The 26127-nt window shown below is 62.0% G+C and carries 23 protein-coding genes, 1 tRNA gene and 1 pseudogene; 14 read left to right on the top strand and 11 right to left on the bottom strand.

Annotated elements, in window-relative coordinates; translation table 11 throughout:
* Positions 1 to 288 (top strand): hypothetical protein, encoded by a 288-nt coding sequence (locus tag AB3G31_RS16185; RefSeq protein WP_367847107.1) that lies wholly within the window; start codon positions 1 to 3, stop codon positions 286 to 288.
* Positions 289 to 492: 204 nt separating this feature from the next.
* On the opposite strand, the gene AB3G31_RS16180 is transcribed toward AB3G31_RS16185, so the two are convergent.
* Together AB3G31_RS16180 and AB3G31_RS16175 are read right to left on the bottom strand one after the other, a co-directional pair.
* Complete coding sequence (locus tag AB3G31_RS16180; RefSeq protein ID WP_367847106.1) at positions 493 to 705, bottom strand: hypothetical protein; 213 nt, start codon at positions 703 to 705, stop codon at positions 493 to 495.
* A 326-nt stretch (positions 706 to 1031) separates the two neighbouring features.
* Entirely contained in the window at positions 1032 to 1262 is a 231-nt protein-coding gene (locus AB3G31_RS16175; protein WP_367847105.1) for a hypothetical protein, read from the bottom strand.
* A gap of 663 nt (positions 1263 to 1925) precedes the next feature.
* Between AB3G31_RS16175 and AB3G31_RS16170 the strand changes: the two genes are divergently transcribed.
* Positions 1926 to 4007, top strand: a complete 2082-nt coding sequence (locus AB3G31_RS16170) for a hypothetical protein (protein ID WP_367847104.1) — start codon at positions 1926 to 1928, stop codon at positions 4005 to 4007.
* Positions 4008 to 4088: 81 nt separating this feature from the next.
* Positions 4089 to 4317 (top strand): annotated as a pseudogene (locus AB3G31_RS16165) (IS3 family transposase); the annotation flags it as partial.
* 376 nt (positions 4318 to 4693) lie between these two features.
* Here AB3G31_RS16165 and AB3G31_RS16160 read toward each other — a convergent pair.
* The 3 genes from AB3G31_RS16160 to AB3G31_RS16150 all read right to left on the bottom strand — a co-directional run bounded on the left by AB3G31_RS16160 (position 4694) and on the right by AB3G31_RS16150 (position 7499).
* The gene (locus AB3G31_RS16160; protein WP_367847103.1) at positions 4694 to 5650 is read right to left on the bottom strand and encodes a replication protein RepA; all 957 of its coding nucleotides are present in this window, start codon (positions 5648 to 5650) and stop codon (positions 4694 to 4696) included.
* Positions 5651 to 6213: 563 nt separating this feature from the next.
* A complete protein-coding gene (locus AB3G31_RS16155; RefSeq protein WP_367847102.1) occupies positions 6214 to 7281 on the bottom strand; it encodes a site-specific integrase in 1068 nt (355 codons plus the stop codon).
* Between the two features lie 133 nt (positions 7282 to 7414).
* Positions 7415 to 7499: transfer RNA gene (locus AB3G31_RS16150), tRNA-Leu, on the bottom strand.
* A gap of 40 nt (positions 7500 to 7539) precedes the next feature.
* Between AB3G31_RS16150 and cysM the strand changes: the two genes are divergently transcribed.
* The 3 genes from cysM (at position 7540) to AB3G31_RS16135 (ending at position 9337) form a co-directional block, all read left to right on the top strand.
* Positions 7540 to 8442 carry a cysteine synthase CysM gene (cysM, locus tag AB3G31_RS16145; protein WP_367847101.1) on the top strand — a complete coding sequence of 301 codons (903 nt, stop codon included), beginning with the start codon at positions 7540 to 7542 and terminating at the stop codon, positions 8440 to 8442.
* 85 nt (positions 8443 to 8527) lie between these two features.
* Positions 8528 to 9079, top strand: a complete 552-nt coding sequence (locus tag AB3G31_RS16140) for an NUDIX domain-containing protein (protein ID WP_367847100.1) — start codon at positions 8528 to 8530, stop codon at positions 9077 to 9079.
* 30 nt (positions 9080 to 9109) lie between these two features.
* Positions 9110 to 9337: a sulfurtransferase TusA family protein gene (locus AB3G31_RS16135; protein ID WP_315186712.1), complete on the top strand. Its 228-nt coding sequence runs from the start codon at positions 9110 to 9112 to the stop codon at positions 9335 to 9337.
* A 53-nt stretch (positions 9338 to 9390) separates the two neighbouring features.
* On the opposite strand, the gene AB3G31_RS16130 is transcribed toward AB3G31_RS16135, so the two are convergent.
* Positions 9391 to 12249 (bottom strand): valine--tRNA ligase, encoded by a 2859-nt coding sequence (locus AB3G31_RS16130; RefSeq protein ID WP_367847099.1) that lies wholly within the window; start codon positions 12247 to 12249, stop codon positions 9391 to 9393.
* Between the two features lie 233 nt (positions 12250 to 12482).
* On the opposite strand from AB3G31_RS16130, the gene AB3G31_RS16125 reads away from it, so the two are divergent.
* The 4 genes from AB3G31_RS16125 (at position 12483) to AB3G31_RS16110 (ending at position 15684) form a co-directional block, all read left to right on the top strand.
* Positions 12483 to 13448, top strand: coding sequence for a diguanylate cyclase (locus tag AB3G31_RS16125; RefSeq protein WP_367847098.1), 966 nt, complete (start codon positions 12483 to 12485; stop codon positions 13446 to 13448).
* A 152-nt stretch (positions 13449 to 13600) separates the two neighbouring features.
* Positions 13601 to 13912, top strand: a complete 312-nt coding sequence (locus tag AB3G31_RS16120; RefSeq protein ID WP_367850406.1) for a hypothetical protein — start codon at positions 13601 to 13603, stop codon at positions 13910 to 13912.
* Positions 13815 to 14711 carry a lipase family alpha/beta hydrolase gene (locus AB3G31_RS16115; protein WP_367850363.1) on the top strand — a complete coding sequence of 299 codons (897 nt, stop codon included), beginning with the start codon at positions 13815 to 13817 and terminating at the stop codon, positions 14709 to 14711. Before AB3G31_RS16120 ends, AB3G31_RS16115 begins: the two co-directional genes overlap by 98 nt.
* 55 nt (positions 14712 to 14766) lie before the next feature.
* A complete protein-coding gene (locus AB3G31_RS16110; RefSeq protein ID WP_367847097.1) occupies positions 14767 to 15684 on the top strand; it encodes a lipase secretion chaperone in 918 nt (305 codons plus the stop codon).
* A 12-nt stretch (positions 15685 to 15696) separates the two neighbouring features.
* Here AB3G31_RS16110 and AB3G31_RS16105 read toward each other — a convergent pair whose 3' ends face one another.
* The 3 genes from AB3G31_RS16105 to AB3G31_RS16095 are packed head-to-tail and all read right to left on the bottom strand — an operon-like array spanning position 15697 to position 19487.
* Complete coding sequence (locus AB3G31_RS16105; RefSeq protein WP_367847096.1) at positions 15697 to 16437, bottom strand: substrate-binding periplasmic protein; 741 nt, start codon at positions 16435 to 16437, stop codon at positions 15697 to 15699.
* A gap of 37 nt (positions 16438 to 16474) precedes the next feature.
* Complete coding sequence (locus tag AB3G31_RS16100) at positions 16475 to 19279, bottom strand: response regulator (protein WP_367847095.1); 2805 nt, start codon at positions 19277 to 19279, stop codon at positions 16475 to 16477.
* Positions 19280 to 19298: 19 nt separating this feature from the next.
* A complete protein-coding gene (locus AB3G31_RS16095; protein WP_367847094.1) occupies positions 19299 to 19487 on the bottom strand; it encodes a hypothetical protein in 189 nt (62 codons plus the stop codon).
* Positions 19488 to 19616: 129 nt separating this feature from the next.
* Here AB3G31_RS16095 and yaaA point away from each other — a divergent pair, with 129 nt between their 5' ends.
* The 4 genes from yaaA (at position 19617) to AB3G31_RS16075 (ending at position 23672) form a co-directional block, all read left to right on the top strand.
* Positions 19617 to 20402 (top strand): peroxide stress protein YaaA, encoded by a 786-nt coding sequence (gene yaaA / locus AB3G31_RS16090; protein WP_367847093.1) that lies wholly within the window; start codon positions 19617 to 19619, stop codon positions 20400 to 20402.
* Positions 20395 to 21249, top strand: a complete 855-nt coding sequence (locus tag AB3G31_RS16085; protein WP_367847092.1) for a 2OG-Fe(II) oxygenase — start codon at positions 20395 to 20397, stop codon at positions 21247 to 21249. Before yaaA ends, AB3G31_RS16085 begins: the two co-directional genes overlap by 8 nt.
* Positions 21250 to 21313: 64 nt before the next feature.
* Complete coding sequence (gene queF / locus AB3G31_RS16080; protein ID WP_367847091.1) at positions 21314 to 22171, top strand: NADPH-dependent 7-cyano-7-deazaguanine reductase QueF; 858 nt, start codon at positions 21314 to 21316, stop codon at positions 22169 to 22171.
* A gap of 82 nt (positions 22172 to 22253) precedes the next feature.
* Positions 22254 to 23672: an esterase-like activity of phytase family protein gene (locus AB3G31_RS16075; protein WP_367847090.1), complete on the top strand. Its 1419-nt coding sequence runs from the start codon at positions 22254 to 22256 to the stop codon at positions 23670 to 23672.
* Positions 23673 to 23712: 40 nt separating this feature from the next.
* Here AB3G31_RS16075 and AB3G31_RS16070 read toward each other — a convergent pair whose 3' ends face one another.
* Together AB3G31_RS16070 and AB3G31_RS16065 are read right to left on the bottom strand one after the other, a co-directional pair.
* Positions 23713 to 24480 carry a TSUP family transporter gene (locus AB3G31_RS16070; RefSeq protein WP_367847089.1) on the bottom strand — a complete coding sequence of 256 codons (768 nt, stop codon included), beginning with the start codon at positions 24478 to 24480 and terminating at the stop codon, positions 23713 to 23715.
* Positions 24481 to 24647: 167 nt separating this feature from the next.
* Positions 24648 to 26126, bottom strand: coding sequence for an NAD-dependent succinate-semialdehyde dehydrogenase (locus AB3G31_RS16065; protein ID WP_367847088.1), 1479 nt, complete (start codon positions 26124 to 26126; stop codon positions 24648 to 24650).
* Position 26127 lies beyond the last annotated feature (1 nt).

The following is a 26127-nucleotide window of genomic DNA, read 5'->3' as shown; positions in this document are numbered from 1 at the left end:
ATGCTCAATCAGCTTGAACACGAAGCCTTAATGCGGCTTATGACCTATGCCACGGGCCACACGGCCGACAGCCAGCGAATTGCCCACTGGCTGCAAGAGTGGGAAAGGGCCGAAAACCCGCGCACAGCCAAAGCGCATGTGCCCGGTCTGGCGGCTGCCCATGCCCTTGATGTGGCGAAGGTAGCCAAGGCAGTGAAGCGCGATGGCGACCGGCCTACGACGTTGGGCCGCCTGGAATACGCCTACAACATGCAAAACATTGAACGCGTTTACCCGCTCCCCCATTAGAGCAGGAACCATAGCAGCAGCCTCAACCCCGCATCAGAGGGGTGTCTTTTTGATGACAACGGATATCCTTTGATCGCGCGGCGGTGTCACCATCTGCCTGGCTTGGTGACACCGGCAACTCGACCAGGTGGTAGCCCTGTCACCATTTGGAATCAACAGCTGGACTCCGTAGGAATAGTAATAGTCTTACTACTACTATTCCTACTAGCGGCCCTTGCTCCGCGCTTCGCTTGGGCAACCCCCTTTGGGTTGCATCCTGCGTCGGTTCTTGCCCGACTGGCTGCGGGGGCAGGCGCGGCGGGCGTTGCCCTTGACCTCCCCCTTGCCGACAGGCTGCATGGCCTCCAGTGGCGTCAAGGGTGCGGCTTCGCCCACGTCCTCACCCGTTCGGTACTCGCCTTCGGCTGCGCTCCGCATGCGGCCTCCGGGCGTGCCCTTGACACCACCTCCAGCCAACAACCGAAGCCCGGCCAGGATCGCGGCACGGCCTGCTTCAGCCAGCGGATGACGGGTCAAGGGGTTGGTGCGGCCCGCAGCCCGTAGGGCGAGGACTCGGCCCCTTGACGCGGCAGGAGCGCCCCAAGCCTCCAGTCTGGGGGGCAGTCGAAGGAAGCGAAGCGCACCGCCCCGCCTGCACCCCTGACGACAGAGGGCGACTCGCTCCCCTCGCTGGCGAGGGGCGGGGCTGCGGCCTCATGATCTGGGTGGCCTCCTCCCATAACCTGGATGCAGGACTGCGTGCGTTAACCCGCTTTGTTGAGGGATGCAAAGAACGCTTCAACCATTGCTTCGACTTCTGCTGAGCTTTCTACCTTGGGCGTACATTGCGGCTGATCCGACATCGGTATTCCAATGCGAACTGGCTTGCCGGGAGCCATTGATTGGCCAGGGAAATCATCGTCGCGGGGCATCAGTAGATATTCCCCGCCGTCGTCGGCTGGCCGACGCTTGTAGGGCTTGCATTGGTCACTCATTACTTCACCCCTTCATCTATGCCTACACCCTACCGCAGGGATGTGGATAAGTTGCGCGATCTCACAAGAAAAACCACAGAAGCTATAGCTTGTCCACATTTTCAAGGCGAGCAACTACTTGTTTATACATGCAGAACTATTTGAAGAACTACCTGCTTGGTAGTCGCTTAACGAGAATTTCCATTTTAAATCAACAAGTTAAGTGTTGCATGACTAAGCGTGATATCGGCGTTTCAGCGTGCCCGTATCGGCGTTTCAGCGTAGCGATATCGGTGTTTCAGCGTGAATAAATTCGGCTGAAAGACTGGAAAACGTTGGTGGGCAAGGGGTTGCGCCGGTTGGCATTCGTATCGGCGTTTCAGCGTAGACAAGTCCTGCCCGTCCACAGGCTCATCCACAGAATTTTGGTGACAGCCTTTCGGCCTGGCCGACTCGCGGGCGTCGCCATTGTCAGGTTTTGCAGTTTTTAGCGATGGTGCGCGATCTAACCATTGGCGAGGTTTGTGATCAGTTTCTGATGACACACACAGATGAGCGTCCGCTCCGCAGCGGTTGCTAACATAGGCCTCGGCACCGGTACTCACGCGACCTGAGGTGAAGCAATCGCTGGCCCCGCTGGTAATAGCCACACAATAGAGCGAACGAAAATTCTTAGGGGGTCAAATGACGATTGAACTCAGCGAAACGCCTGTCAGCGAAGCTCTTGAAAAGCTTTCTTGGCAGGTTCTTGAAGACCATCTGGCAGATACCGCAATGACTCCACAGGACGTCGACAAGCTAGTCGGCCTCGTGCGGCGCAGTGATATGCTCGTCTTGAAGCGGATCAATCCGAAGAAGCAGAAGAATCGCGACAAGTTCCTCGAGAAGCTGGCTTCCCATCTCGATGGCGAGAGCTGCCCGAAGCAAGCCGAGTTTGTCCGATCGCACGCAGTTCGACTCAACGAGATCGACGGTGTCTACCAGTCGATCCTTGGACTGCTCGCCAAGACCAAAGCAGCAGCGCTTTCTCCGGAACTTCGGGTCTTGGCATTGCTCGACCGCTCCAATCGTGAGTACATCGACCTGCTTAAGCAGATGTACGAGAACTCCACCGCTGGCGGGGTTCTGGATCTTGGAAAAGTCACCATGAAGGGAGAGGGCGGAAACGAGTTCAACCCTGAAGGGGTTCACGAACTCCTTCTTGCGACGCTCGCCAGCACCCTCGGTATGGAAGCTCATATCCATGGCTGGTATGACGACACGGGCGTGCTTGTGTTGCCCTCGCTTCCCACGCCGACAGACCAAGACCGGTTCGCTGTTGGGTCTGTGCAGATGCTGGCCGCAGCTTGGAGGCACTGGCAGTTCTCGGAACGCCGGCATCGCTATTTGGACGCTCCCTTGACGCGGAAAGAGGATCTTGCGCCGGTTTGGGCTGAGCACGGGGTAAAGCGCCTGTGGGATTCCCGTCCGTCTGATGACTACCTTGAGTTATACAACTATGTTGCCAATGCCCGGTTGGCTGAGCGCTTGCGGCAGCATTGGACGACCGTGCTCGTCGATTCGCGCTACGAGAAGGCGGTTTCCGGAACTGACAGTGAGGTTGATCTGCTGCCCAACCAGGCGGTTTCGCTTCAAGAAATACATGGAGCTACTGCGCTCAGTCAATTGCTGTCAGGCGAGATCACGGACGACCAGTCTGAATACGCTGGGTTGACGCTCGCGGAGTGGGTTCGCGGCTACTCGGTTCTCCAGGATGTCGCCCACAAAGCTTTGCAGCCTCGTGACGCTGATCGTTTGACCATCAGATTCAGCAACACCGAACTCGTGGAGCTGTTGCAGCGCCTAGGTCTCCAAGAGGAAAGAGCCCAGGTTTTCATCGGCCATGCAACCTACCGCAAGGCAAGCCGTGATCTGTTTGATCAGCCGCTGATCAAGCTGCAGGACGGCGGCTATCTGCTGCTTGCAATCTCTGCTGCGACGTCCTCGATCCCTAACATCATCCTGTCGACGCTTGGGATGCTGGAAGTCAATCTTGACGGGCGCGGCAAGCGCTTCGAGAAGAGCATGATTAAGCTCTTGGGCAAGCATGGCATCAAGGCCAAGAACATCATCTGCGACCGCGAAGGTGAGACCTACGACTACGACGTGGCGTTTGTCTGGGGGGACTACCTTTTCCTGTTTGAGTGCAAGAGCCGCGGCCTTTCCGGTGGAGATCCAGCCAGGGCCTACTTCTTTTCACTCGGCATTCGCAAAGTCGTCAAGCAGGTCGCCCGGTTAGCCGAAGGCCTCAAGCGATACCCCGACATTCTGAGCACCTATATGCCGGAGGCTGTGGGCAAGCAGGTCGTCCATTGCGTGGTCAATTCGCTGCCGTATGCGACTTTCACTAAGGAGGATGCGCTCCATTTCGCCGATGAAGGTGGCATCGCCAGGTTCTTCCAGCAGTCCGAGATCGGACCGCGCAGCTTCAGCCGCGAGGCCGGTTTGAGTGCTATCGATCCAGCATCTGCGGTCTTGTTTCTTTGGGATGGAGACAAGCCAACGCCGGAAGACTTCCTAAGACACCTGAGAACCCCTATCCAGTTGGTCAATGCCGCTTCTCACCTTGAGCTCATGCCGGTCCAGATCTCAGTTGGAGAAAACGAGGTGCTTCAGGTGTTGGACTTCCTACGCACTGACTGGACCGTGGACAGTCATCGAGAAGCTGCTCGGCAGGCTGGCTATCGGACTGGTAGCGATCCGGCGTCGGCAATACCACCCGCGTGAAACACTGAATCACTTCAACCTTGCTCGGCTGCAAGCAGTTGCCCTTGGGTCGCAGCGGCGGAGATCACACTATCGGTCGCCTCGATGCACGCGGAGTTCGTACTCGACGCGCTGGAGCTGGCGTTGTATGACCGCAAGCCGTCGGTGGACGATGTCCTGGCGCATCATTTTCGACAGGCGGTCTCAAGGTGGATTCGACCTGTCGATCCGCTACAGTGAGCGCATGACCGAGGCTGGCTTAAAGCTATCAGTGGCCTCTAAAGGGGTCAAATACGACAGCGCGTTGGCTGAGACGATCAACGGGCTGTATCTTTTGATCGCAAAGGCTCTAAGCATGCCGGTATTACCAGTTTTTTGTGACGATGGTGATTTCGGAGGTCAGGTGTGGCACGTCTATTAGGGTGTTTAGGGCTTGCTCGATGGTCCGAAATATCAAGGGACGGTCATCCTGTGTAACGCGATGAAGATGTCTGTTCTGACGTGCGTATAGTGCGAAGCCGGTAGTATTGCTTGCGACAAGTACTGCCCGTACGCGATTCGCATCAGGCGTGTCGCATGCTTCGCAGAACTGTTTGAACGTCCACACGCGACCTTTGTGCCCTTGTGGTGCCAGCGTGCCGGTAAAAGAGGTCCTGACCTCAACTGCCGGCTTTTGGTTATTCCGTGTCATCGTCAGATTCTGATGATCACGGGAGCGCATTCACATGGGGCGGGCTGGGACGCAGCTTCAAGCCACCACGCTCAAATGAAAGCTTTGCGGCCGGGTACAGGGCTTGTACATCGTGCAGGCAGCGATGTAACTCCGCGCGAAAATGCGCCATCCCTTGGGGGGTAGTGGCGTAACCAACGCCGAATTGAAACCGCAGCGAGGTCCATGGAATCAAGGCCGGCCGACGCAGGATGAACATGCGCCACGTTAGCCACAAATACAGATCTATCGCCAGTGGCGAACGCAGTCTGTGCAACACGCGAAGATCGAATGGAACGGCATAGTCCATGCACTCGCGATAGAACGCTTCTGATAAAGTGATCGTGCTTTCCCAAAGCGACGATTCATGCGGCTTCTTCGGGTTCCAAAGTAGGACCCCTTCGTCGGACAGTGCGACGTTTTTGTAGGCGAAGTCTTGGCCCTGGTGTGCCTTGAGCGAAACGAAAGTGCTGAACAGCTTCGTGGCCTGTACTTTCAGTCGGGACGTATCGCCACGCAGGCCACCATTCGTCGATAGCCCGAGTTTTTGGGCGAACTCGTTGAGACTACGGCCCAGGGTCAGCTCACGTGAGCCTGTCAGCTTTGCCTCTCGCGTCAACCATGCAGAAATGAGCCGGGGCAGCTTGCCGTAGGGAAGACCGATGTCGGGGTCCACAAGCATGGTGATGGACGCGAGGCCATTGTCCCGTTTGTAATGCGACCCATCGACTTTCTTGTGTGGAAGTGAGGCCCAGATCATGGCGCGTGCCATGTAGCCGATCTGGCCCGCTGCAGTGGCATCCTCTTCCTGAATGGCGATGGCGGTATCAAGAAGGCACGCAACCTTGGCTGAACTCGCCTTGACCGCCTTCTTGGAATGAATGCCTGTCGGACGATCTGGATCAACTGGCAATTTCCGATCAGTGAAGTCGGCAGCCTCCAGTAACCAAGGCATCAGGATTTCGACGGGCGTGGGAGTGTGCCATTGGCCTCCTGGCTATCCAGGCCCAAGGCGTCTACGAGTTGCAGTGTGCGGAAGTAGACCCGTCGGCCGATTCGCACCATGGTTGGCCGTAGACGGCGGGATACATCACCGTCCGAATAGAGTGCAACCCGAAATCCATCGGCAGAACGCCCCAAAATTCCTGCCACGTCAGCAATGCTCATTAGCGGGCCAAAGCGGCCTAGCAGAAATTCTTCCGTCTTCATAAATGCACCTATATCGGGACTAGCTAGGCGCAATTCTCAGTAGTCAGAAGTAATCGGACAAGCTTGTGCTTCCTGTAAGTCGTTGATTTAAAAGCCAATATTCCATATCTTGGTATCCGCTCTTGGCCACTATTGGCAACCAAGATTGGATCGCTTGGTGGATAGGAAAATCGGGTTCGTTTGCTAAATTCGTATAAAAATCAATGGCTTGCCGGTGCCGGGGGAGCATTGGCTTACATACAGGGGCAAAAATTTCTGCGAATTGCGTGCTGGCTGTCTGAAAAATGACACAGAGCGCCTACCTGCCAGCTAGTGCCTCAATTTATCCAGCTTCTCCACCAAGTCTTCCGCCCGCAAATGTGTATACCTTTTCAGCATCTGCATAGACTTGTGCCCGCTGATGGCCGCGACTTCTTGGTCTGATAATCCAGCCTCGACAAAGCGGCTGACCGCTTCGTGGCGCAGGTCGTGGAATCTGAAGTTCACCAGGCCGGCATCGAGCTTGGCCTGTGTCCAAGCTTTGTCGAACACGTAGGGGCGGCGCAGTCCGTCCTTGCCAGGATCGCCAAAAAACAAGAGGTCCGTTTCGCCTGGGCGGATGGGGTTGTTCACTGCGTTCTGAAAAACATGGGTTGCAGCTGCCGTAAGGGGGACCGTTCGAGGCGAAGAATTTTTGGTGTGATCAAGGCGGATAACGCGGCGTTGCAGGTCAACTTGGCTCAACCGCAAGCCAGCAATCTCAGAGAGTCGCATCCCGGTCTCTAGTGCACCGCGCACTATCCAGCTAAACATCGGATTGGAATATCCGTCCACAGCGGCCAGCAGGCGCTTGTTCTCGGCCACCGTCAGCCGTCGATTGCGGCCAGCGCCTGGTGCCGGGCGGCGGATGTTGGAAACTGGGTTGAACGGCAGGCCGATGCCCCATTCCTTGATCGCGATGGTGAAGAGGTGGCTGAGCAATGCCAGTTCCAGTCGCACGGTGTTGTTGCTGCGCGGGACGGGCTTGCCATCGGAGTCATCATCGCCAGCCAGTCGGGCATCGCGGTATTGGGCGACGATTTCGGCACTCAGTGCGGCGAGGGAGTACTTGCCAAGATGCCGGGTCAGTGCCAGAGCTTTTTTGCGCTCGCCGGCTTGGGTGGACTCGCGTTTGGTGGGAGTGACTTCGCGCAGGTAACGAGTGAGGGCGACCTCGACGGTCATGCGCTCGGCCGGTCCGCGCTGGATGTATACGTCGCGAACCATTTCGTCTTCGGTACGGCGCGACCAGTCCTCAGCGTCTCGTTTGGTGCGGAAAGTTTTGGCAGTCGGTGGCCAACCCGTTTTGCGGATCAGTGCTTTCCATGTGCCTGAGGGGGTCTTGACTATCGTTGCCATAGTGTTCCAGTAGGGGCTAGCGCCGCAGCACTGTACCGAAACTGTACCTGACTAACGATTCTGAAATATCCCCCAGTACTTGGGGTGATCTTCAGAAGTTTCTAACGTGTTGAAAACGCTAGAGAATTTTGAATGGTGCCCGGGGCCGGAATCGAACCGGCACGCCTTTCGGCGGGGGATTTTGAGTCCCCTGCGTCTACCAATTTCACCACCCGGGCAATGCAGAAGCAAGACCAATATTATGGCACAGTGCAGGGTATGAAATATCCAACAATTGAAGATGTCATCGGAAAAACCCCGATGGTGGCGCTGCAGCGCATCGGTGCAGCCGGTAACGCCGAGCGGGGCAATGTGGTGCTGGGCAAGCTGGAGGGCAACAATCCGGCCGGTTCGGTAAAGGACCGGCCCGCGCTGTCGATGATCCAGCGGGCGCAGGAGCGCGGCGAAATCAGCGTCGGCGACACCCTGATCGAGGCCACCTCGGGCAACACCGGCATTGCGCTGGCCATGGCCGCGGCGGTCAAGGGCTACCGCATGGTGCTGATCATGCCGGAGGACCTGTCCATCGAGCGCGCCCAGACCATGAAGGCCTTTGGGGCCGAACTGATTCTCACGCCCAAGAGCGGCGGCATGGAATACGCCCGAGACCTGGCCGACCAGATGCAGCGCGAGGGCAAGGGCCGGGTGCTGGACCAATTCGCCAATGCCGACAACCCGCGCATCCACTACGAAACCACCGGCCCGGAAATCTGGGCCGACACCCACGGCCAGATCACCCATTTCGTCAGCGCCATGGGCACCACCGGCACCATCACCGGTGTGTCGAAGTTTTTGAAAGAAAAGAACCCGGCCATCCGTATCATCGGCGCCCAGCCCAGCGAGGGCTCGCGCATCCCCGGCATCCGCAAATGGCCGCAGGCCTACCTGCCCAAGATTTACGACCCGTCGCACGTGGACGAATTGGCCTATGTGAGCCAGGACGATGCCGAGGAAATGTGCCGCCGCATGGCGCGCGAAGAGGGCATTTTTGCAGGCATCTCTGCCGCCGGTGCCTGCTGGGTGGCGCAGCAAATCGCCGAGCGCGAGACCAACGCCACGGTGGTGTTCATCGTCTGCGACCGGGGCGACCGGTATTTGTCCACTGGTGTGTTTCCGGCTTAAAAATTTATAGAAAATTGGCTGCTAGCGCTTATTTCATAAGCGTGAGTAGCTACTTTTTATGTAGCAACGGCGGAGTTTCTTCCCTATGCCCTCAGCCTTCAAGTTTTGCCCCCAGTGCGCCACGCCTCTGGCCCTGATCAGCCAGCTGGAAGACGGTGGCCCCAAGCAGCGCCTGCGCTGCCCGGCCTGCGACTTCACGCACTGGAACAACCCCACGCCGGTGCTGGGGGCGATCGTGGAATACGGCGGGCAGATCCTGCTGGCGCGCAACGTGGCCTGGACGAACGCCATGTACGCGCTGATCACCGGCTTCATGGAGGCGGGCGAAACCCCGCAGGAGGGCATTGCCCGCGAGATCCTGGAAGAAACCAACCTGCAGACTTCGGCGCTGAACCTGGTGGGCGTGTACGACTTTCAGCGCATGAACCAGGTGCTGATCGTCTACCACGCGGTGGCCCACGGCGAGGTGCGCCTGTCGCCCGAGCTGGTGGACTACCGGCTCTACGACCTGGCCGACGTGAAATGCTGGCCCGCCGGGACTGGCTATGCGATGGCAGAGTTCTTGCGCGGTCGGGGCTATGAGCCGCAGTTCATGGAGCCGATGCTGCCCAACCCGGTTGAGAGTGCAAGCCACTAAAATCAAAATCCATCCTAGGACACCCGCCCCATGCAGACAGACAAAGAAATCGACACCCGCGGCCTGAACTGCCCGCTGCCCATCCTGAAGGCCAAAAAAGCCTTGACCGACATGCAAAGCGGCCAGCTGCTCAAGGTGGTGTCTACCGACGCGGGCTCGGTGCGCGACTTCCAGGCGTTTGCCAAGCAAACCGGCAACGAGCTGGTGGACCAGCAGACTGCCGGGGCCGACTACATCCACGTGCTGCGTCGGCGGTAGGGCCCCTCACCCCAGCCCTCTCCCGCTGGCGGGAGAGGGCGCCAGGCAGGCGCTTAGCCCAGGCGCGCCAACTGCTCTTTCAGGCGCTCCAGCGTTGCGCCGAAGTCGGTGATGCGGCCCCGCTCCAGGGCGATCACGGCGGGCGGCGCCTTGGCCACAAAGGCCTCGTTGCCCAGCTTGTTGTGGGCCTTGGCGATTTCGCCTTCCAGACGCGCGGCCTCTTTGCCCAGGCGGGCTTTTTCGGCTGCCACGTCGATTTCCATGTGCAGGCACAGGCGCGCATCGCCCGCCACCACGGTAGGGGCGGCTTGTGCGGCGGCCTGCCAGGCGGCTTCGTCGTCAAACAGCTTGACTTCGCTCAGCTTGGCCAGGGACTGCAACACCGGCGCCACGGACTGCATGAACGCGGCATCGCCCACGCAGTACAGCGGCATGCGGGTGGCGGGCGACACATTCATTTCACCTCGCAGGTTGCGGCAGGCGTCGACCAGGCCCTTGAGCTTGGTGATATGCGCAATTGCCGCTTCATCGATGCGCTCAGGCTGGCTCACGGGGTACACGGCAATGCTGATGGATTCACCCGCACGACCGGCCACAGGGGCCACCTTCTGCCACAGCTCTTCGGTGATGAAGGGAATCAAGGGGTGCGCCAGGCGCAGCAGGACCTCCAGCGTGCGGATCAGGGTGCGGCGGGTGGCGCGTTTTTGCGCGTCGCTGCCGGTGTTGATCTGCACCTTGGCGATTTCCAGGTACCAGTCGCAGAACTCGTTCCAGGCGAAGTCGTAAATGGTGTTGGCCACCAGGTCCAGGCGGTAGTCGGTGAAGCCCTTGGCCACTTCGGCCTCGGCCTGCTGCAGCTTGGAGACGATCCAGCGGTCGGCCTGGCTGAAGTCCAGGTAGCCGCCGGGGCCGCATTCGGCGGGTGTGTGCTCGGCCACGCCGCAGTCCTGGCCTTCGCACTGCATCAACACGAAGCGGGTGGCGTTCCACAGCTTGTTGCAGAAGTTGCGGTAGCCCTCGCAGCGCTTGCTGTCGAAGTTGATGTTGCGGCCCAGCGAGGCCAGCGACGCAAAGGTAAAGCGCAGCGCGTCGGCGCCAAAGGCGGGAATGCCCTCGGGGAACTCTTTTTCGGTGTTCTTGCGCACGGTGGGTGCGGTCTCAGGCTTGCGCAGGCCCACGGTGCGCTTGTCCAGCAGAGGGGCGAGCGCGATGCCGTCGATCAGGTCCACCGGGTCCAGCACATTGCCTTCGGACTTGCTCATCTTCTTGCCCTGCGCGTCGCGCACCAGGCCGTGCATGTAGACGTGCTTGAACGGCACCTGGCCGGTGAAGTGCTTGGTCATCATGATCATCCGGGCGACCCAGAAGAAGATGATGTCGTAGCCGGTGACCAGCACGCTGGAGGGCAGGTACAGGTCAAAGTCCTGCGTCTTTTCGGGCCAGCCCATGGTGCTGAAGGGCACCAGGGCGGAGGAGTACCAGGTGTCCAGCACATCCTCATCGCGCTTCAGCGTCTTGCCGGGCGCCTGGGCCTGCGCTTCTGCTTCGTTGCGGGCCACATAGACCTTGCCGTCTTCGTCGTACCAGGCCGGGATCTGGTGGCCCCACCAAAGCTGGCGGCTGATGCACCAGTCCTGGATGTTGTTCATCCACTGGTTGTAGGTGTTGACCCAGTTTTCGGGCACAAACTGCACTTGGCCGCTTGCTACGGCATCGATAGCGCCTTGTGCAATGCTGGTGCCCGTAGGGCCGGGTTTGGTCATGGACACAAACCACTGGTCGGTCAGCATGGGCTCGATCACCTGGCCGGTGCGGGTGCAGCGGGGCACCATCAGTTTGTGCTTCTTGGTCTCGACCAGCAGGCCGAGTTCGGTCAGGTCGGCGATGATCTTCTTGCGCGCTACGAAGCGGTCCAGGCCCTGGTAGGCAGCGGGGGCGTTGTCGTTGATCTTGGCATCCAGCGTCAGCACGCAAATCATCGGCAGCTTGTGGCGCTGGCCGACGGCGTAGTCGTTCTGGTCGTGCGCGGGCGTGACCTTGACCACGCCGGTGCCAAAAGCCTTGTCCACGTAGTCGTCGGCGATCACCGGGATCTCGCGGTTGCACAAAGGCAGCGTCACCATCTTGCCGATCAGGTGGGTGTAGCGCTCGTCCTCGGGGTGCACCATCACGGCCACGTCGCCGAGCATGGTTTCGGGGCGGGTGGTGGCCACGGTCAGCGCGCCCGAGCCGTCGGCCAGCGGGTAGCTGATGTGCCACAGGAAGCCGTCTTCCTCTTCACTTTCCACTTCGAGGTCGCTCACCGCGCTTTGCAGGATCGGGTCCCAGTTGACCAGGCGCTTGCCGCGGTAGATCAGGCCTTGCTCATACAACTGCACAAAGGTTTCGGTCACCGTTTTGGACAGCTTGGGGTCCATGGTGAAGTATTCGCGCTCCCAGTCCACGCTGTCGCCCATGCGGCGCATTTGGGTGGTGATGGTGTTGCCGCTCTTTTCCTTCCACTCCCATACTTTTTCCACAAAGTTCTTGCGGCCCAGGTCGTGGCGGCTGACCTTTTGCTCTTGCAGCTGGCGCTCCACCACGATCTGCGTGGCAATGCCCGCGTGGTCGGTGCCGGGCACCCACACGGTGTTGTGGCCCTGCATGCGGTGGTAGCGCGTCAGGCTGTCCATGATGGTCTGGTTGAAGGCATGGCCCATGTGCAGGGTGCCGGTCACGTTGGGCGGCGGCAGCTGGATGGCAAAGGCCTCCACACCGGCCTGGGCCTGGCCCGTGCCCCGGTAACCCGCCGTGGCGTAGCCGCGCCGCTCCCATTCCGGTCCCCAGTGCGCTTCCAGCGCGGCGGGTTCAAAGGATTTGGACAGGGATTGCAAGCCGGGCTGGGCGGGGGCGGTGGAAGCGGTGTCGGTCATGGTCTATCGGGGTTCTTTCTGGAAGGGCGCGATTTTACCGGGCAGGGTTGTGGGGTTCCGCATTGCTATAAGTTAAGTAGCTGCTCACGCTCTAAGAATAAGCGCAAGAGGCACTTTTCTTATAAATTTTCTCGGCAAGGTCAAGTGTGTTTGCATGGGGCATTGGGGGGAAAGTAGCGTATAACCCGCGGGCCACGCCGTGGTGACCTGGGCCCTTTGCAGAAGGACTTTCCATGATCAAGCCTGCCATCCCGTCCCACGAGCCGTTTCGGCTGAGTACCCTGCATTCGCTCAACCTGCTCGACACCCCGCCCGAAGATCGCTTCGACCGCCTGACCCGCATGGCCCGGCGCATGTTTGGCGTGTCGATTGCGCTGGTCAGCCTGGTGGACGAAAACCGCCAGTGGTTCAAGTCGGCCCAAGGTCTGGACGCCAAGGAGACACCGCGCGACATTTCCTTTTGCGGCCACGCCATTTTGGGCGACAAGCTGTTGGTGGTATCCGATGCGAAAAGCGACCTGCGGTTTTTTGACAATCCGCTGGTCACCGGTGCGCCCCACGTGCGGTTTTACGCGGGCTGGCCGTTGCGGGCCACGAACGGCAGCACGCTGGGCACGCTGTGCCTGCTGGACCCGCAGCCGCGCCGCTTTGGCGAGGAAGACGTCCAGCTACTGGGTGACCTGGCCGCCATCGTGGAGCAAGAAATCTCCACCTACCAACTGGCCACGCTGGACGAGTTGACCCGCCTGCACAACCGGCGCGGCTTTTTGGCGCTGGCACAGCACGCGCTGCACCTGGCCGCGCGCAAGGCCTTGCCGTGTGCGCTGGTGTTTTTTGACCTGGACAAGTTCAAGGCCATCAACGACAACTTTGGCCACGCCGAGGGCGACAAGGCCCTGCTGGCTTTTGCCGACCAGATGCGGCGCAGCTTTCGGGATTCCGACGTCCTGGCCCGCCTAGGGGGTGACGAGTTTGTGGTGCTGCTGTTTGACTGCCCGCACGACCTGGCCCAGGGCATTGTGGAGCGCCTGCTGGCCGCGCTGGAGCGGCGCAACCAGTTCAGCCACAGCGGCTATGCGATTGCCTGCAGCCACGGCATTGTGCCGATCGCGCCCGACGGCCGTGAACCCATCGAGGCCTTGCTGTCCCAGGCCGACGCGCTGATGTACCAGCACAAGCGCAGCCGCAAAGGCCGCTAGCTCCAGAACCGGTCGGTCAGCCAGCCGGTGTCGCGCAGGAGTCAATCGCGGGCCCTGGCCGGCCCTCGGTTTGGGTTTACCAGTATGACAAGCCCGGACTGGCTCACTAGCATTTCGTAAAAGCACGAACGTACTTATTTTGTCCTGGCTCGTTGTCTATCTTCAACGCAGCCAAGATCCTCTGCCTTGGCATCCTCATCCGGTATGCCACAGCGCACGCAGGCATGGTTTCCACCGTTCCGCCAAGCCGCCTGGTCGCCCACGGCCACCAGGCGCCGCGGCATACATCCGACAAACTTTATGAACCGCAAGGTTCTGCTGGAGATGGCTTTGAAAAAAATATGGACGACTTGGCTGGCCGCTTGCTTGCTGGCATTGGCTGGCTTGCCTGCGACGTCGTGGGCGCAGGGGTATTCCCAAACCAGGTACCCGATCGTGCTGGTGCATGGTCTGTTGGGTTTTGACAATATCGGCCCACTGGACTATTGGTACCGAATACCCGCAGCCCTGCGGGCGGACGGGGCCACGGTGTACGTGACGCAGGTCTCTGCCGCCAACAGCACCGAGGTGCGTGGCGAGCAGTTGCTATCCCAGGTCAAGCAGATCCTGGCAGTGACTGGTGCTGCCAAGGTCAACCTGATCGGACACAGCCACGGTGCTCCGACATCGCGCTATGTCGCTTCGGTACGGCCCGACCTGGTGGCATCGGTGACCGCGGTGGGTGGTGTCAACAAGGGCTCGGCCGTGGCCGATTTGCTGCTGGGCGTGGCACCCCCTGGGGCCTTGAGTAATACGGTGTTGGTATCTGCCACGAATGGCTTGGCGACCTTGATTGCCGCCTTGTCAACGGCTTCGCAGCAACCCCAGAATTCCATGGGTGCGGCGACATCGCTGAGCACTGCGGGTTCGCTCAAGTTCAACCTCGCCCATCCCGAGGGCGTTCCGACGAGCGCTTGCGGCGAGGGTGCGTACTCGGTGCGCGGTGTGATGTACTTCTCTTGGAGCGGAGCCCAGCCTTTTACCCACCCGCTGGACATTCTGGACCCCGCCTTGGCACTGACCTCGCTGGCCTTTGCAGGCGCCAAAAACGATGGTCTGGTGGCTAGCTGCTCCACGCATCTGGGCCGGGTGATCCGAGATGACTACAAGATGAACCACCTGGATGAGGTCAACCAGGTCGCAGGCCTGGTGAACCTGTTTGAAACCAACCCGGTGACGCTGTACCGTCAGCAGGCCAACCGGTTGAAGAACCTGGGTCTTTGAGGTCGCCATGCAGAAAGCCCGGGTTGGGATATGGGCCGTTTCAGGGGTCCTGGCGGTGGCTGCGGTCGTATGGTGGCGGCACGGCGGCCTGGATGCGCCGACTGTTGCTGCCAGCGCAGGGGCGGTGCCCGGAGCGCGCGCACCCTTCGTGCCCTCCATGCAGGGCACCCAGCCCGATGGCGATCTGCAGGCGCTGCGCGTGGCAGGCATGCAGACCAGCCCGGCGGCCTATACGCAGTTGGTGCGGATGTTCGACTACTACCTGAGTGCCGTGGGGGAGGCGAGTACCGAAGCCATCCGCCAGCGTATTGCCCACGAGCTTGACCTGGCCCTGTCGCCCGCCCAGGCCCAGGATGCCAAGCGGCTGTTGGGCCTGTACCTGGCTTTCAAGCGCGCCTTGGTCGAGCTGGAGCAGGACCCTGCGTTGGCGGGTAACGGCGTTCAGGCTATCCGCCAGCGGATGCTGGCGGTGCAACAGTTGCGCGAGCGCTATTTCACTGCCGAAGAGGTGCAGGGGATGTTTGGCTTTGAAGACCGTTATGACGCGGATGCCCTGGCCCGCTTGGCTATCGACCAGGACGCGCGGCTGAGCGCGGCCCAGAAAAAGTCCCAGCTCGCCGCACTCGATGCGGCCCTGCCTGCGGCCTTGCTGGCAGATCGCAACGCCAACCAGGCTCTGCTCAACAACCAGCAGCAGGCTTTGGACATGCGTGCCAAAGGTGCCAGCGACGACGATGTCTACCGCATGCGGTCCCAGGCTTTTGGCACCCAGGCCGCATCGCGGCTGGCCGAGGTGGACCGCGAGGAGCAAGCCTGGCAGAGCCGCATGGCGGCTTACCTGGCAGCGCGCAATGCCATTCTCAGCGCCGAAGGCACGGGCTCGGAAGACCAGCGCCAGCAGGCTTTGGCCCAGCTACAGCAGAGCCATTTCAGCGAGGATGAACGCCGACGGTTGGTGGCGTACGAGAAATAACGATCGTTCGGTCTAGTTTGCCTTGGCGCAGCCGTGGGCGAAAGTGATGCCCTGGGTGATCTTCTGGAACTGGCCGCTCTGCTTCATTTTTTTCAGGGCCTGCGAGAACTTGTCGGCCAGGTCTTTGCCCTCGGCGGTGTTCTGGAACGCGTAGTACACGTCTTGCCGTGACACCGGCACCTTGGCGGCGTACTGCATCTGCGCTGCCATGCCCAGTTTCTCGAACGCCTTGAGGCCGGTCTTTTCGTCGAGCACAAAGGCGTCCAGGTACCCGGCCACCAGCTTTTGGATGTTGGCCTCGTCGGTGTTGGCGGTCTCGACCGCGAAGGCGCTGCTGTCGGTGACCTCGCGCGCGTAGGGGTAGCCGCGGGTGATGCCCACGCGCTTGCCTTTCAGGTCCGCCAGGGTTTTCAGGAACGGACTGCCCTTTTTGGTGAAAACGAAATCTTCTTTGCAGTCGATGGATTCGCTGGTACGGGCGATGGGCTGGTTGGCCGCAAAGTTGACATCCAGCGCCGGAAACAGGCCGCCGAAGCTGCCGCCCAAAAAGCCTTGTACCGCCCGGGGTGGCGGCATGACCTGGATCTGGATGTCGGTCTGCGCCTGTTTGGCCACTTCGCGGACCAGCTCGATAAACAGGCCCTTGGTGTCGCTTTCCACATGCCCGGGAATGGGAAACGTGGCCATTTGCACCGCCGCATGCCCCGCGGCCGCCGCGCCGAGCAGGACCAGAGAAACCAATGGGATGCGCATGGCGATTTCCTTTGAGTGGGTGACAAATTGCAACAGCTTACGCCTTCATCGCGTGTTGTAGACACTGCGTGGCTGCATCGAAATCAAAATCCCCAATGGTTTTTTCCAAAGCTTCAAACTGTGTCCCCAGCACCTGGCGCAAGCTGCTGGCGTGCTGTTGCAGAAAATGGATGCTGTCGGCATCGCTGTCCAGGAGCAGGGTTTCGAGCTGCGCGCACAAAAAGCGTGCCTGCCGCGGATCCACTGGTGGTGGGTGGAGTTGGGCTGCAGGTGCTGCCGCGCCGTCGAGCGGGGCCAGATGGGCCAGATGGGCCACCAGGGCTTGCAGTGGCACATCGAGGGCATGCAAGAGCGCATCGATCTGCGCGCGCGGGCTGCGCGCAGCAATCGCAGCTTCCAGCGGTTGCGCCAGTTGCTGGATCGGTAGCGCGCCGATATTGCCGGCCACGCCTTTGGCGGTGTGGGCCAGGCGCTCGGCCAGCGCCCAGTCGTCCGCCTCCAGCGCTGCCTGCACCTGGGCCACCAGGGATTTTTGCCCCTGGGCAAAGCGCTGCAGCAGCGAAGCGTAGAGCTTGCGGTTGCCCGCCACGCGGTTCAGGCCCGCAGCGATGTCCAGGCCTGGCACATTCGGCAGCTCGGGCTCTGGCGTGTCCAGCGCCACTGCCGACGCGGGGGCGACCGGCCGCGCCAGGCCTTGCGGCAGCTTGACCCAGCGCAGCAGGGCGGCCCACAGGCGCAGCGGTTCGATGGGCTTGGTCACAAAGTCCTGCATGCCAGCGGCGGCACAGCGCTCGGCGTCTTGCTGCATGGCGTTGGCGGTCATGGCCACGATGGGCAGGTGGTCGAGGCGGCGGATCTGGCGGATCGCGCGGGTCGCCGTCAGGCCATCCATCACCGGCATTTGCATGTCCATCAGCACGATGTCATAGGCCTGGGCCTGCACCATGTCTACGGCGATCTGGCCGTTCTCGGCAATCGCCACCACAAACCCGGTGGACTGCAGCAGCTCGGCCGCCACCATCTGGTTGATTTCGTTGTCTTCCACCAGCAGGATGCGCGCGCCTGCCAGAGCCGCCAGGTTCGCAGGGTTGTCGTCTGCCACGGGCGTGGCGGTGTGCGGGCTGGCCGACGGTTGGGCCTGGACCACCCCCAGCAGGGCGGTAAACCAGAAGCTGCTGCCCTGGCCCAGGCTGGAGTCCAGCCCCACCGAGCCGCCCATCAACCCCGCCAGGTGCTTGCAAATTGCCAGCCCCAGGCCGGTGCCACCAAAGCGCCGGGTGATGGACGCATCCACCTGCGAAAAGCTTTGGAACAGCTGGCTTTGCTGCGCCGGGGCCATGCCGATGCCGGTGTCTTCCACCGTGCAGCGCAACAGCACGCTGGTGGCCGATGCCATCTTGCCGCGCGCGACCAGCCGGATGTGGCCGGTCTCGGTGAATTTGAGGGCGTTGTTGCAGTAGTTCAGCAGGATTTGCCGCAGCCGCAGCGGGTCGCCGACCAGCACGGGTGGCACGCTTGCGTCGATGTCTACCGAAAACTCCAGCCCCTTGAGCTGGACTTTCTCGGCCATCATGTCGGCAATGTCGTCCAGAATATGGCCCAGCGAGAAATCGATGTTTTCGATATTGAGTTTGCCCGCCTCGATTTTGGAAAAATCCAGAATATCGTTGATGATGCCGAGCAAATGGTTGCCCGAGCTTTGGATTTTCTGGAGGTAATCCAGCTGCTTGGGATTCAAATCGGTTTTCAGCGCCAGTCGGCTCAAACCAATAATGCCGTTCATGGGGGTGCGGATTTCATGGCTCATATTGGCCAGGAAATTGGCTTTGACCTCGGTGGCGGCTTCGGCGGCTTCGCGGGCCTGGCGCAGTTCGGTCACATCAAAAAACCAGCCCAGTGAGCATTCGGTATCGTCGTAATGGACTTTCACCACCGTCGTCATGGACCAAAACGTCGTGCCGTCGGATTTGATGAACTCCATCAGGCGCGGCGGGCCGGCCGTTCCGGAGATGCGGATCATCCGGGCCAGGGTGTAATAGTCTTCCTTGTTTTTGTAGATGTACTCCATGTCGGTGCGGGAGACGGTGCTGCTGCCGCCATTGAACAGGTCGTAAAACCGCTTGTTGGCAAACACAAATTTCTTGTCCAGCGTCAGGATACGTACCGCAATCGGGCTGTCTTCCAGAATGCGCCGCAGCTGCTCTGCGCTGCGTTCCAGTTGCCCGGCCCGCAGGGCCAGCTGCTGGCTGGTGGCCTTGAGCTCCTGGGTGCGGTTGTCGACCGTGGCTTCCAGCGATTCTTTGGCCTCCAGCAGGCGCAGCCACAGGCTGTTGAGTGCCGCCACCAATACCCCCAGTTCATTTTTGTCCGGGTAGGGGATGTTCTGGTACTTGGACGGATCGGCGGCCATATTCAGAGAGGTCACCGCCTGGGTCAATGCCACCAGCGGGCGCGACAGCACCCGGTTGATCGACAAGGCCAGCACCACCCACAGCCCCAGGCCCACCAGCAGGGCATTGGTGGCCAAGGCCAGCAGACTGGAGGTCAGCCGCTCGAAAATCACCGAAAAATGGGTGTAGATGCGGATGGTGCCAATGGCGTCCAGGCCATTGGTGTTGCCGTTGCCGCTGCCCAAGGACTGCAGGGCGATGGTGCGCACTGCCGTTCGTTGCCAAAAGGGCAGGGCGCTGTTGTCGGCCGTGGTGGGTACCCGGCCTTGGGTGGTCTGGACCACGCCTTCCTTGTCCACCACCACCAGCCCGGTAACCACCGAGGCCCGCGCCGCGCCTTTGGCCAGCACCTCGATCATCTCCGGGTCGAAATTCCACACAGCCTGCCGCATGCCGGGCACAAACGCTGTTTCAATATTTAATATTTCCGCCCTGATATTTTTGTCTATCGATTGGTATACGAAATAAAGCTGCACCAATGAAGTCGTCAATACCAGCACCAGATACCATGCAAAAACGCGTCTCAGTAACTGGCTGGAGAGCGATGTCATTTTTCGCAGGTAGATAAAGGCATCTCAGCGCCTGGGCGGGGTGTTCCATAAATGGACGCGGGTGCAAATATCCTAGCACTTCCCCTTGGATTGTTATATGCCGGGGGCAAAACGGCAGGCGGGGCCCGGGCACGCCTGCGGGGTTGCGTCCGATAATGGCGGCAAAGGATGTTTGCCCATGTTGTTTTTGTTGTCGCCTGCCAAGGCCCTGGACTTTGAAACGCCCGCCACGGGCCAGCACCACACCCAGCCCTTGTTTACCCGGCAGTCGGCCCAGTTGATTGCGCTGCTGCGCGAGAAGTCACCCCTGCAAATTGCCGAGCTGATGCACCTCAGCGATGCCTTGTCGGCCCTGAACGTGGCCCGCTACCAGGCCTGGAGCCCCACCTTCACCGCCCGCAACGCCAAGCAGGCGGTACTGGCCTTCAATGGCGATGTCTACGGTGGGCTGAACGCCGCCAGCCTGCCCGCCGACGCGCTGGCCTGGACGCAGGAGCACCTGTGCATCCTCAGCGGCCTGTACGGCGTGCTGCGCCCGCTGGACTGGATGCAACCCTACCGGCTGGAGATGGGCACCCGGCTGGCCAACCCGCAGGGGGCTAACCTGTACAAGTTCTGGGGCACGCAGATATCGGTCTACCTGAACCAGCGCCTGCGCGCCGATGCCACGCCGGTGGTGGTGAACCTGGCCTCGCAAGAGTATTTCAAGGCGGTGGACCGCAAGGCGCTCAAGGCCCGGGTGGTCGAGTGCGTGTTTGAAGAGCTGCGCAGCAACGGCCAGTACAAGGTCATCAGCTTCATGGCCAAACGCGCGCGCGGACTGATGGTACGGTTTGCCGCCGAGCACCGCCTGAGCCTGCCCGGGCAGCTGCAGGGCTTCGATCGGGAGGGGTATGGTTTTGATGCGGCCCGCTCCGAGCCCGACCGGCTGGTGTTTAGACGCAATGGAGCCGCCCATGCCTAAACCCGGTGCCGCCGCACAGACCGCCACCCCCGCGCTGCGCAAATGGATCGTCGAGCAGGCCGATGCCGGGTTTGCACCCGACGTGGTGCTGGCGTCCATGCTGGCGTCGGGTTGGGACGAAGCGGTGGCGGCAGCCACCCTGCACGCCACGATGGCCGCCCACCAGCACCAGGCCCCCAAGCCCGCAGCGGCCCCGGTGCCCAGCCCTGCGCTGGACGGCTCGCCGCTGTGGCTGGACGCGGGCGACCGCCAGGTGGCGGTGCTGTCGGTGCTGCGCATTCCGCGGCTGGTGGTGCTGGGCGGCCTGCTCAGCGACGAAGAATGCGACGCGCTGGTGGAACTGGCGCGCCCGCGCCTGAGCCGCTCGCTGACGGTGGAAACCCAAAGCGGCGGCGAAGAAGTGCACGTCGACCGCACCAGCGACGGCATGTTTTTCCAGCGCGGCGAAAACCCCCTCATCCAGCGCATCGAATCCCGCATCGCCCACCTGCTGCAGTGGCCCGAGACCCATGGCGAAGGCCTGCAGGTGTTGCAGTACCAGCCGGGCGCGGAGTACAAGCCGCACTACGACTACTTTGACCCGCACGAGCCGGGCACCCCCCACATCCTGGAGCGCGGCGGCCAGCGCGTGGCCACGCTGATCATCTACCTGCAGTCCCCCGAGCTGGGCGGTGCGACGTTGTTTCCGGATGTGCAACTGGAAGTGGCCCCGCAGCGCGGCAACGCCGTGTTCTTCAGCTACGACCGGCCCCACCCCTGCAGCCAGAGCCTGCACGGCGGCGCGCCGGTGCTGGCGGGCGAAAAGTGGATCGCCACCAAATGGTTGCGGCAGCACGAATTTAATTGATCAAATAGGCTGCCTGTGCTTGTCCAATAAGCGTGAGCAGCTATCAAATAGAGAGTAAACCCCTGTGAGCAATGCCAACACCCCCGACCAGTCCCAGCTGGGCAAATCCTCGGCCTACATCGACCAGTACGATGCTTCGCTGCTGTTCCCCATTCCCCGCGCCACCAAGCGCGCCGAAATCGGCCTGACCGACACCACCACGCCGTTCTTCGGGGCCGACCTGTGGACGGCGTTTGAGTTGAGCTGGTTGAACCTGCGCGGCAAGCCGCAGGTGGCGCTAGCGCACATCACCGTGCCCTGCGAAACGCCCAACATCGTGGAGAGCAAGTCCTTCAAGCTCTACCTGAACAGCTTCAACAACACCCGCTTTGCCGATGCCGCCGCGGTGCAGGCCCGCATCCGCACCGACATCAGCGAAGCCGCCTGGCGCGGCAGCGACACACCGGCCAGCGTGGGCGTGCGTGTCCTGCTGCCTGAGATGTTTGACCGTGAACCGGTGCACGAGCTCGACGGCCTGAGCCTGGACCGGCTGGACATGGATTTCGACACCTACAGCCCCGACCCCACGCTGCTCAGCGCCGCGCTGCTTGAAGCCCCGGTGTCCGAGGTGCTGACCAGCAACCTGCTCAAAAGCAACTGCCTGGTCACCGGACAGCCCGACTGGGGCAGCGTACAGATCCGCTACAGCGGCCCGCAGATCGACCAGGCCGGGCTGCTCAAATATTTGGTGAGTTTTCGCAACCACAACGAATTCCACGAGCAGTGCGTGGAGCGCATCTTCATGGAACTCTGGACCCGCTGCCAGCCCATCAAGCTGACGGTCTACGCCCGCTACACGCGCCGCGGCGGGCTGGACATCAACCCGTTCCGCACCAGCCACCCGGGCACGCTGCCCGCCAACATCCGCACCGCGCGGCAGTAAGTCATCACACGGTCACGGGAGGTGCCTACGCTGCCGGGTTGGCCCGCAGCGTCCTTGCGGGTGTTAACCAACCCTACGCACCATGCACCGCACCTCCATCCTTTCGCTCGTCCTTGCCTCGTTGTTCGCCGCCACGGCCGCACAGGCCACGCCCACGCTGATCGCCATCGGCACCCTGGGCGGTAGCGCCGACCTGTCGGGCCTGACCGGCACCCTGGAAAACGGCCTGGCCGGCAATGTACTGGGCGGCCTGGGTTCCGGCCTGGCCTGGGCCGGTGGCAACACCTTTGTGGCCACGCCCGACCGCGGCCCCAACGCCACCGCCTACAACAGCCAGGTGGACGACACCACCTCCTACATCGCCCGCTTCCAGACCCTGAAGCTGGACCTGGCGGCCACCGCCTCGGGCAAGCTGCCCTACACCCTGACCCCCACGCTCACCGCCACCACGCTGCTCAGCAGCGCCAGCCCGCTGGTCTACGGCAGCGGCACGGCGGCAGGCCTGCCGAACGGCGCACCGGTGCAGAACAGCGCCGGGGTCAACTACTTCACCGGCCGCTCGGACAATTTCGATGCCAGCCAGCCCTCCACCAGCCCGAACAACGCCCGGCTCGACCCCGAGGCGGTGCGCGTCTCCAAAGACGGCAAGAGCGTGTTCATCTCGGACGAATACGGCCCCTTTGTGTACCAGTTCGACCGCGCCACCGGCCAGCGTCTCAAAACCTTTGCCCTGCCCAACAACCTGGCCATCAGCACCCTCAGCGCCCAGGGCGCGGTGGAAATCGCGGGCAACACCACGGGCCGGGTGACCAACAAGGGCATGGAAGGCCTGGCGATCTCGCCCGACGGCACCACGCTGATCGGCATCATGCAGGCCTCGCTGGAGCAGGACAAAAACAAGATGGTGCGCATCGTCACCATCGACATCGCCACCGGCGCCACGCACGAATACGCCTACCAGCTCACCACCGGCTCCGGCGTGAGCGAAATCGTGGCACTGAACAACCACCAGTTCCTGGTGGACGAGCGCGACGGCAAGGGCCTGGGCGACGGCAGCACCGCCGTGGTCAAGCAGCTCTTTCGCATCGACCTGGCCGGTGCCACCGACGTGGGCAGCCTCACCGGATCTGCCGCCGACCAGGCCGCGCTGAAAGCCGCCGCAGTCAAGAAGACCCTGGTGCTGGACCTGGTGAATGTGCTCACCGCCAACGGCATTGCCGCCGACCAGATCCCGTCCAAGATCGAAGGCTTGGCGTTCGGCGACGACATCACCCTGGACGGCGTGCTGTCGCACACCTTGTACGTGGCCAACGACAACGACTTTGTGCCGGGCCTGGCGGGCGACAACAAGATCTTCGTCTTTGCCCTCAGCGATGCCGACCTGGGTGCCACCTTCACCCAGCAGCAGATTCCCGAGCCTGAAAGCCTGGCGCTGGTGCTGCTGGGCCTGGGCGTGATGGGGGGCCTGCAGCGCCGCAAAACAGGCTTGCTACAAAAATAGAAGCTGCTTGTGCTGGTGGAATAAGCGCAGGAGCCACTTTTTATCTAAAAATGTGCAGGGCGTGCAAGGACGAAGCCACCAGGCTGCAACCCACCAGCGCCAGCAGCAGGCAGACGATGCGTTTGACCGTGGCGGGCTGCAAGCGCGACGGGTGGCGGGCCATCCACCCGGTTTGCAGCAGCACCAGCGGCACCGTCTCCAGGCTCAGTAGCAGGGCGTTGCTGCTGACATGCCCGGTGGGCAGCATCATGCCCAGGCGCAGCACCGCGTTGGCGGCAAAAATGGCCACCAGGGTGTCGCGGATGGCACGCTGGGGCAGGGGCTGCCGGTACAGGTGGTACACCAGCGGCGGCCCGGCGGTAGAAAACAGCCCGCCCAGCACCCCGGAGACAAGCCCCACCGCCACGAAGCTGGTGGTCGACGAGCGCTGTGCCAGGGCCTGCGCGGTGCGGGCCAGCAACGCCGCGCAGCCAATGATGGTCAGGCCCAGCAACAGGCCCAGCACCACCACCAGGCCGCTGCTGAGCCAGTTCACCAGCAGCACGCCCGCCACCACGCCCACTTGGCTGGCTGCCAGCGTGGGCAGCAGGATGCGGGTCTCGAACTTGGGCCGTGTGGCGTAGTACAGCACCGCGGCATTGACCAGCGTGAGCATGCTGACCACATTGGCCACGTCGGCAATCGAGGCCACGCCCAGCAGGCCCACCAGGCCCAGCAGCACCAGCCCGAAGGCGAAGCCGGTGAGGTTCTGCACATAGCCTGCGGTGGCCGCGCAGAGCAGAAAAAGCAGGTGCTGCGATAAGGTCATGGGCCTAGTACTCAGCCACGCAAGTATCGGAACATGAAAGCGCGCTTTCGCACCCATCCCGTCGTTGCAAAGCCTCGCCATAGCCAGAGCTATGTCTGCGTTTTGCGCCTAGGCCTGCGCGCGAAATCATCACTTTCATTTTGTTCCTCTACTTACGTGCCTGAGTACTAGGATGCCATGCCCGCCAGGCACAGGTATTTCAGCTCCACGTAGTCGTCCATGCCGTGGCGCGATCCCTCGCGGCCCAGGCCCGACTGCTTGACACCGCCAAACGGCACCTCGGCGGTGGAAATCAGCCCGGTGTTGACCCCCACCATGCCGTACTCCAGCGCCTCGCCCACGCGGAAAATGCGGCCGATGTCGCGGCTGTAGAAGTAGCTGGCCAGCCCGGCCTCGGTGGCGTTGGCCAGGGCGATCACTTCGGCCTCGGTATGGAAGCGGAACACCGGCGCCATGGGGCCAAAGGTTTCCTCGCGGGCGCACAGCATGGCGGCCGTGGCATCGGCCAGCACCGTGGGGGCGTAGCTGCGCTCGCCCACGCGTGCGCCGCCGCAGACCAGGCGCGCGCCCAGGGCCAGCGCGTCCTGTACGTGGGCTTCTACCTTGGCCAGTGCGTCGGCATCGATCAGCGGGCCTTGCTGCACGCCCGCGTCGAAGCCGTTGCCGACCTGGATGGCGCGGGCCTTGGCGGCGAGTTTGTCCACGAAGCGGTCGTACACGCTGTCTTGCACATAGAAGCGGTTGGCGCAGACGCAGGTTTGCCCGGCGTTGCGGTACTTGCTGGCCATGGCGCCTTCCACGGCGGCATCCAGATCGGCATCGTCAAAGACGATGAAGGGCGCATTGCCACCCAGCTCCAGCGACAGCTTCTTGATGCTGGGCGCGCACTGGCGCATCAGGATGCGGCCCACCTCGGTGCTGCCGGTGAACGACAGGTGGCGCACGGCATCGTTCTCGCACCAGGCGCGGCCAATGGCGATGGAGTTGGCACCATCGCCGGGCACCACGTTGATGACCCCCGGCGGCAGACCGGCGCGCTGCGCCAGCCCGGCCAGCGCCAGCGCGCACAGCGGGGTTTGCTCGGCGGGCTTGAGCACCACGGTGCAGCCAGCGGCCAGGGCCGGGGCCAGCTTGCGGGTGACCATGGCGATGGGGAAGTTCCACGGCGTGATGGCCGCGCACACGCCAATGGGCTGGCGGATCACCAGGTAGCGCTTGTCGGGGTCGGTGGTGGGAATGGTCTCGCCGTAGATGCGCCGCGATTCCTCGGCAAACCACTCGATGAAGCTGGCACCAAAGGCTACCTCGCCGCGCGATTCGGCCAGGGGCTTGCCCTGCTCTGCCGTCATCAGCCGGGCCAGGTCGTCGGCGTGCTGGTGGACCAGATGGAACCAGCGCAGCATCAGGCTGGCGCGTTCCTTGGCCGGGCGGGCGCGCCAGGCCGGGCCTGCGGCCTCGGCGGCCGCCACGGCCTGCAACGCGTGGCTGGCATCGAGGTTGGCAACGGAGGCCAGCGGCAGGCCGGTGGCGGGGTCGTGCACGGTAAAGCGCTGCGCTGCGGCGACCCATTCGGCCCCGATCAGGCCGTCGGTTTGGAGCAGGGTGGGGTCGTTCAGCAGTGCCAGGGGGGAGGTCATGGTGGTCATA

The sequence above is a fragment of the Rhodoferax sp. WC2427 genome (assembly GCF_040822085.1).
In the GTDB taxonomy this organism is placed as follows: Bacteria; Pseudomonadota; Gammaproteobacteria; order Burkholderiales; family Burkholderiaceae_C; genus Rhodoferax_B.
This window is presented reverse-complemented; position numbering and strand designations above follow the sequence as displayed.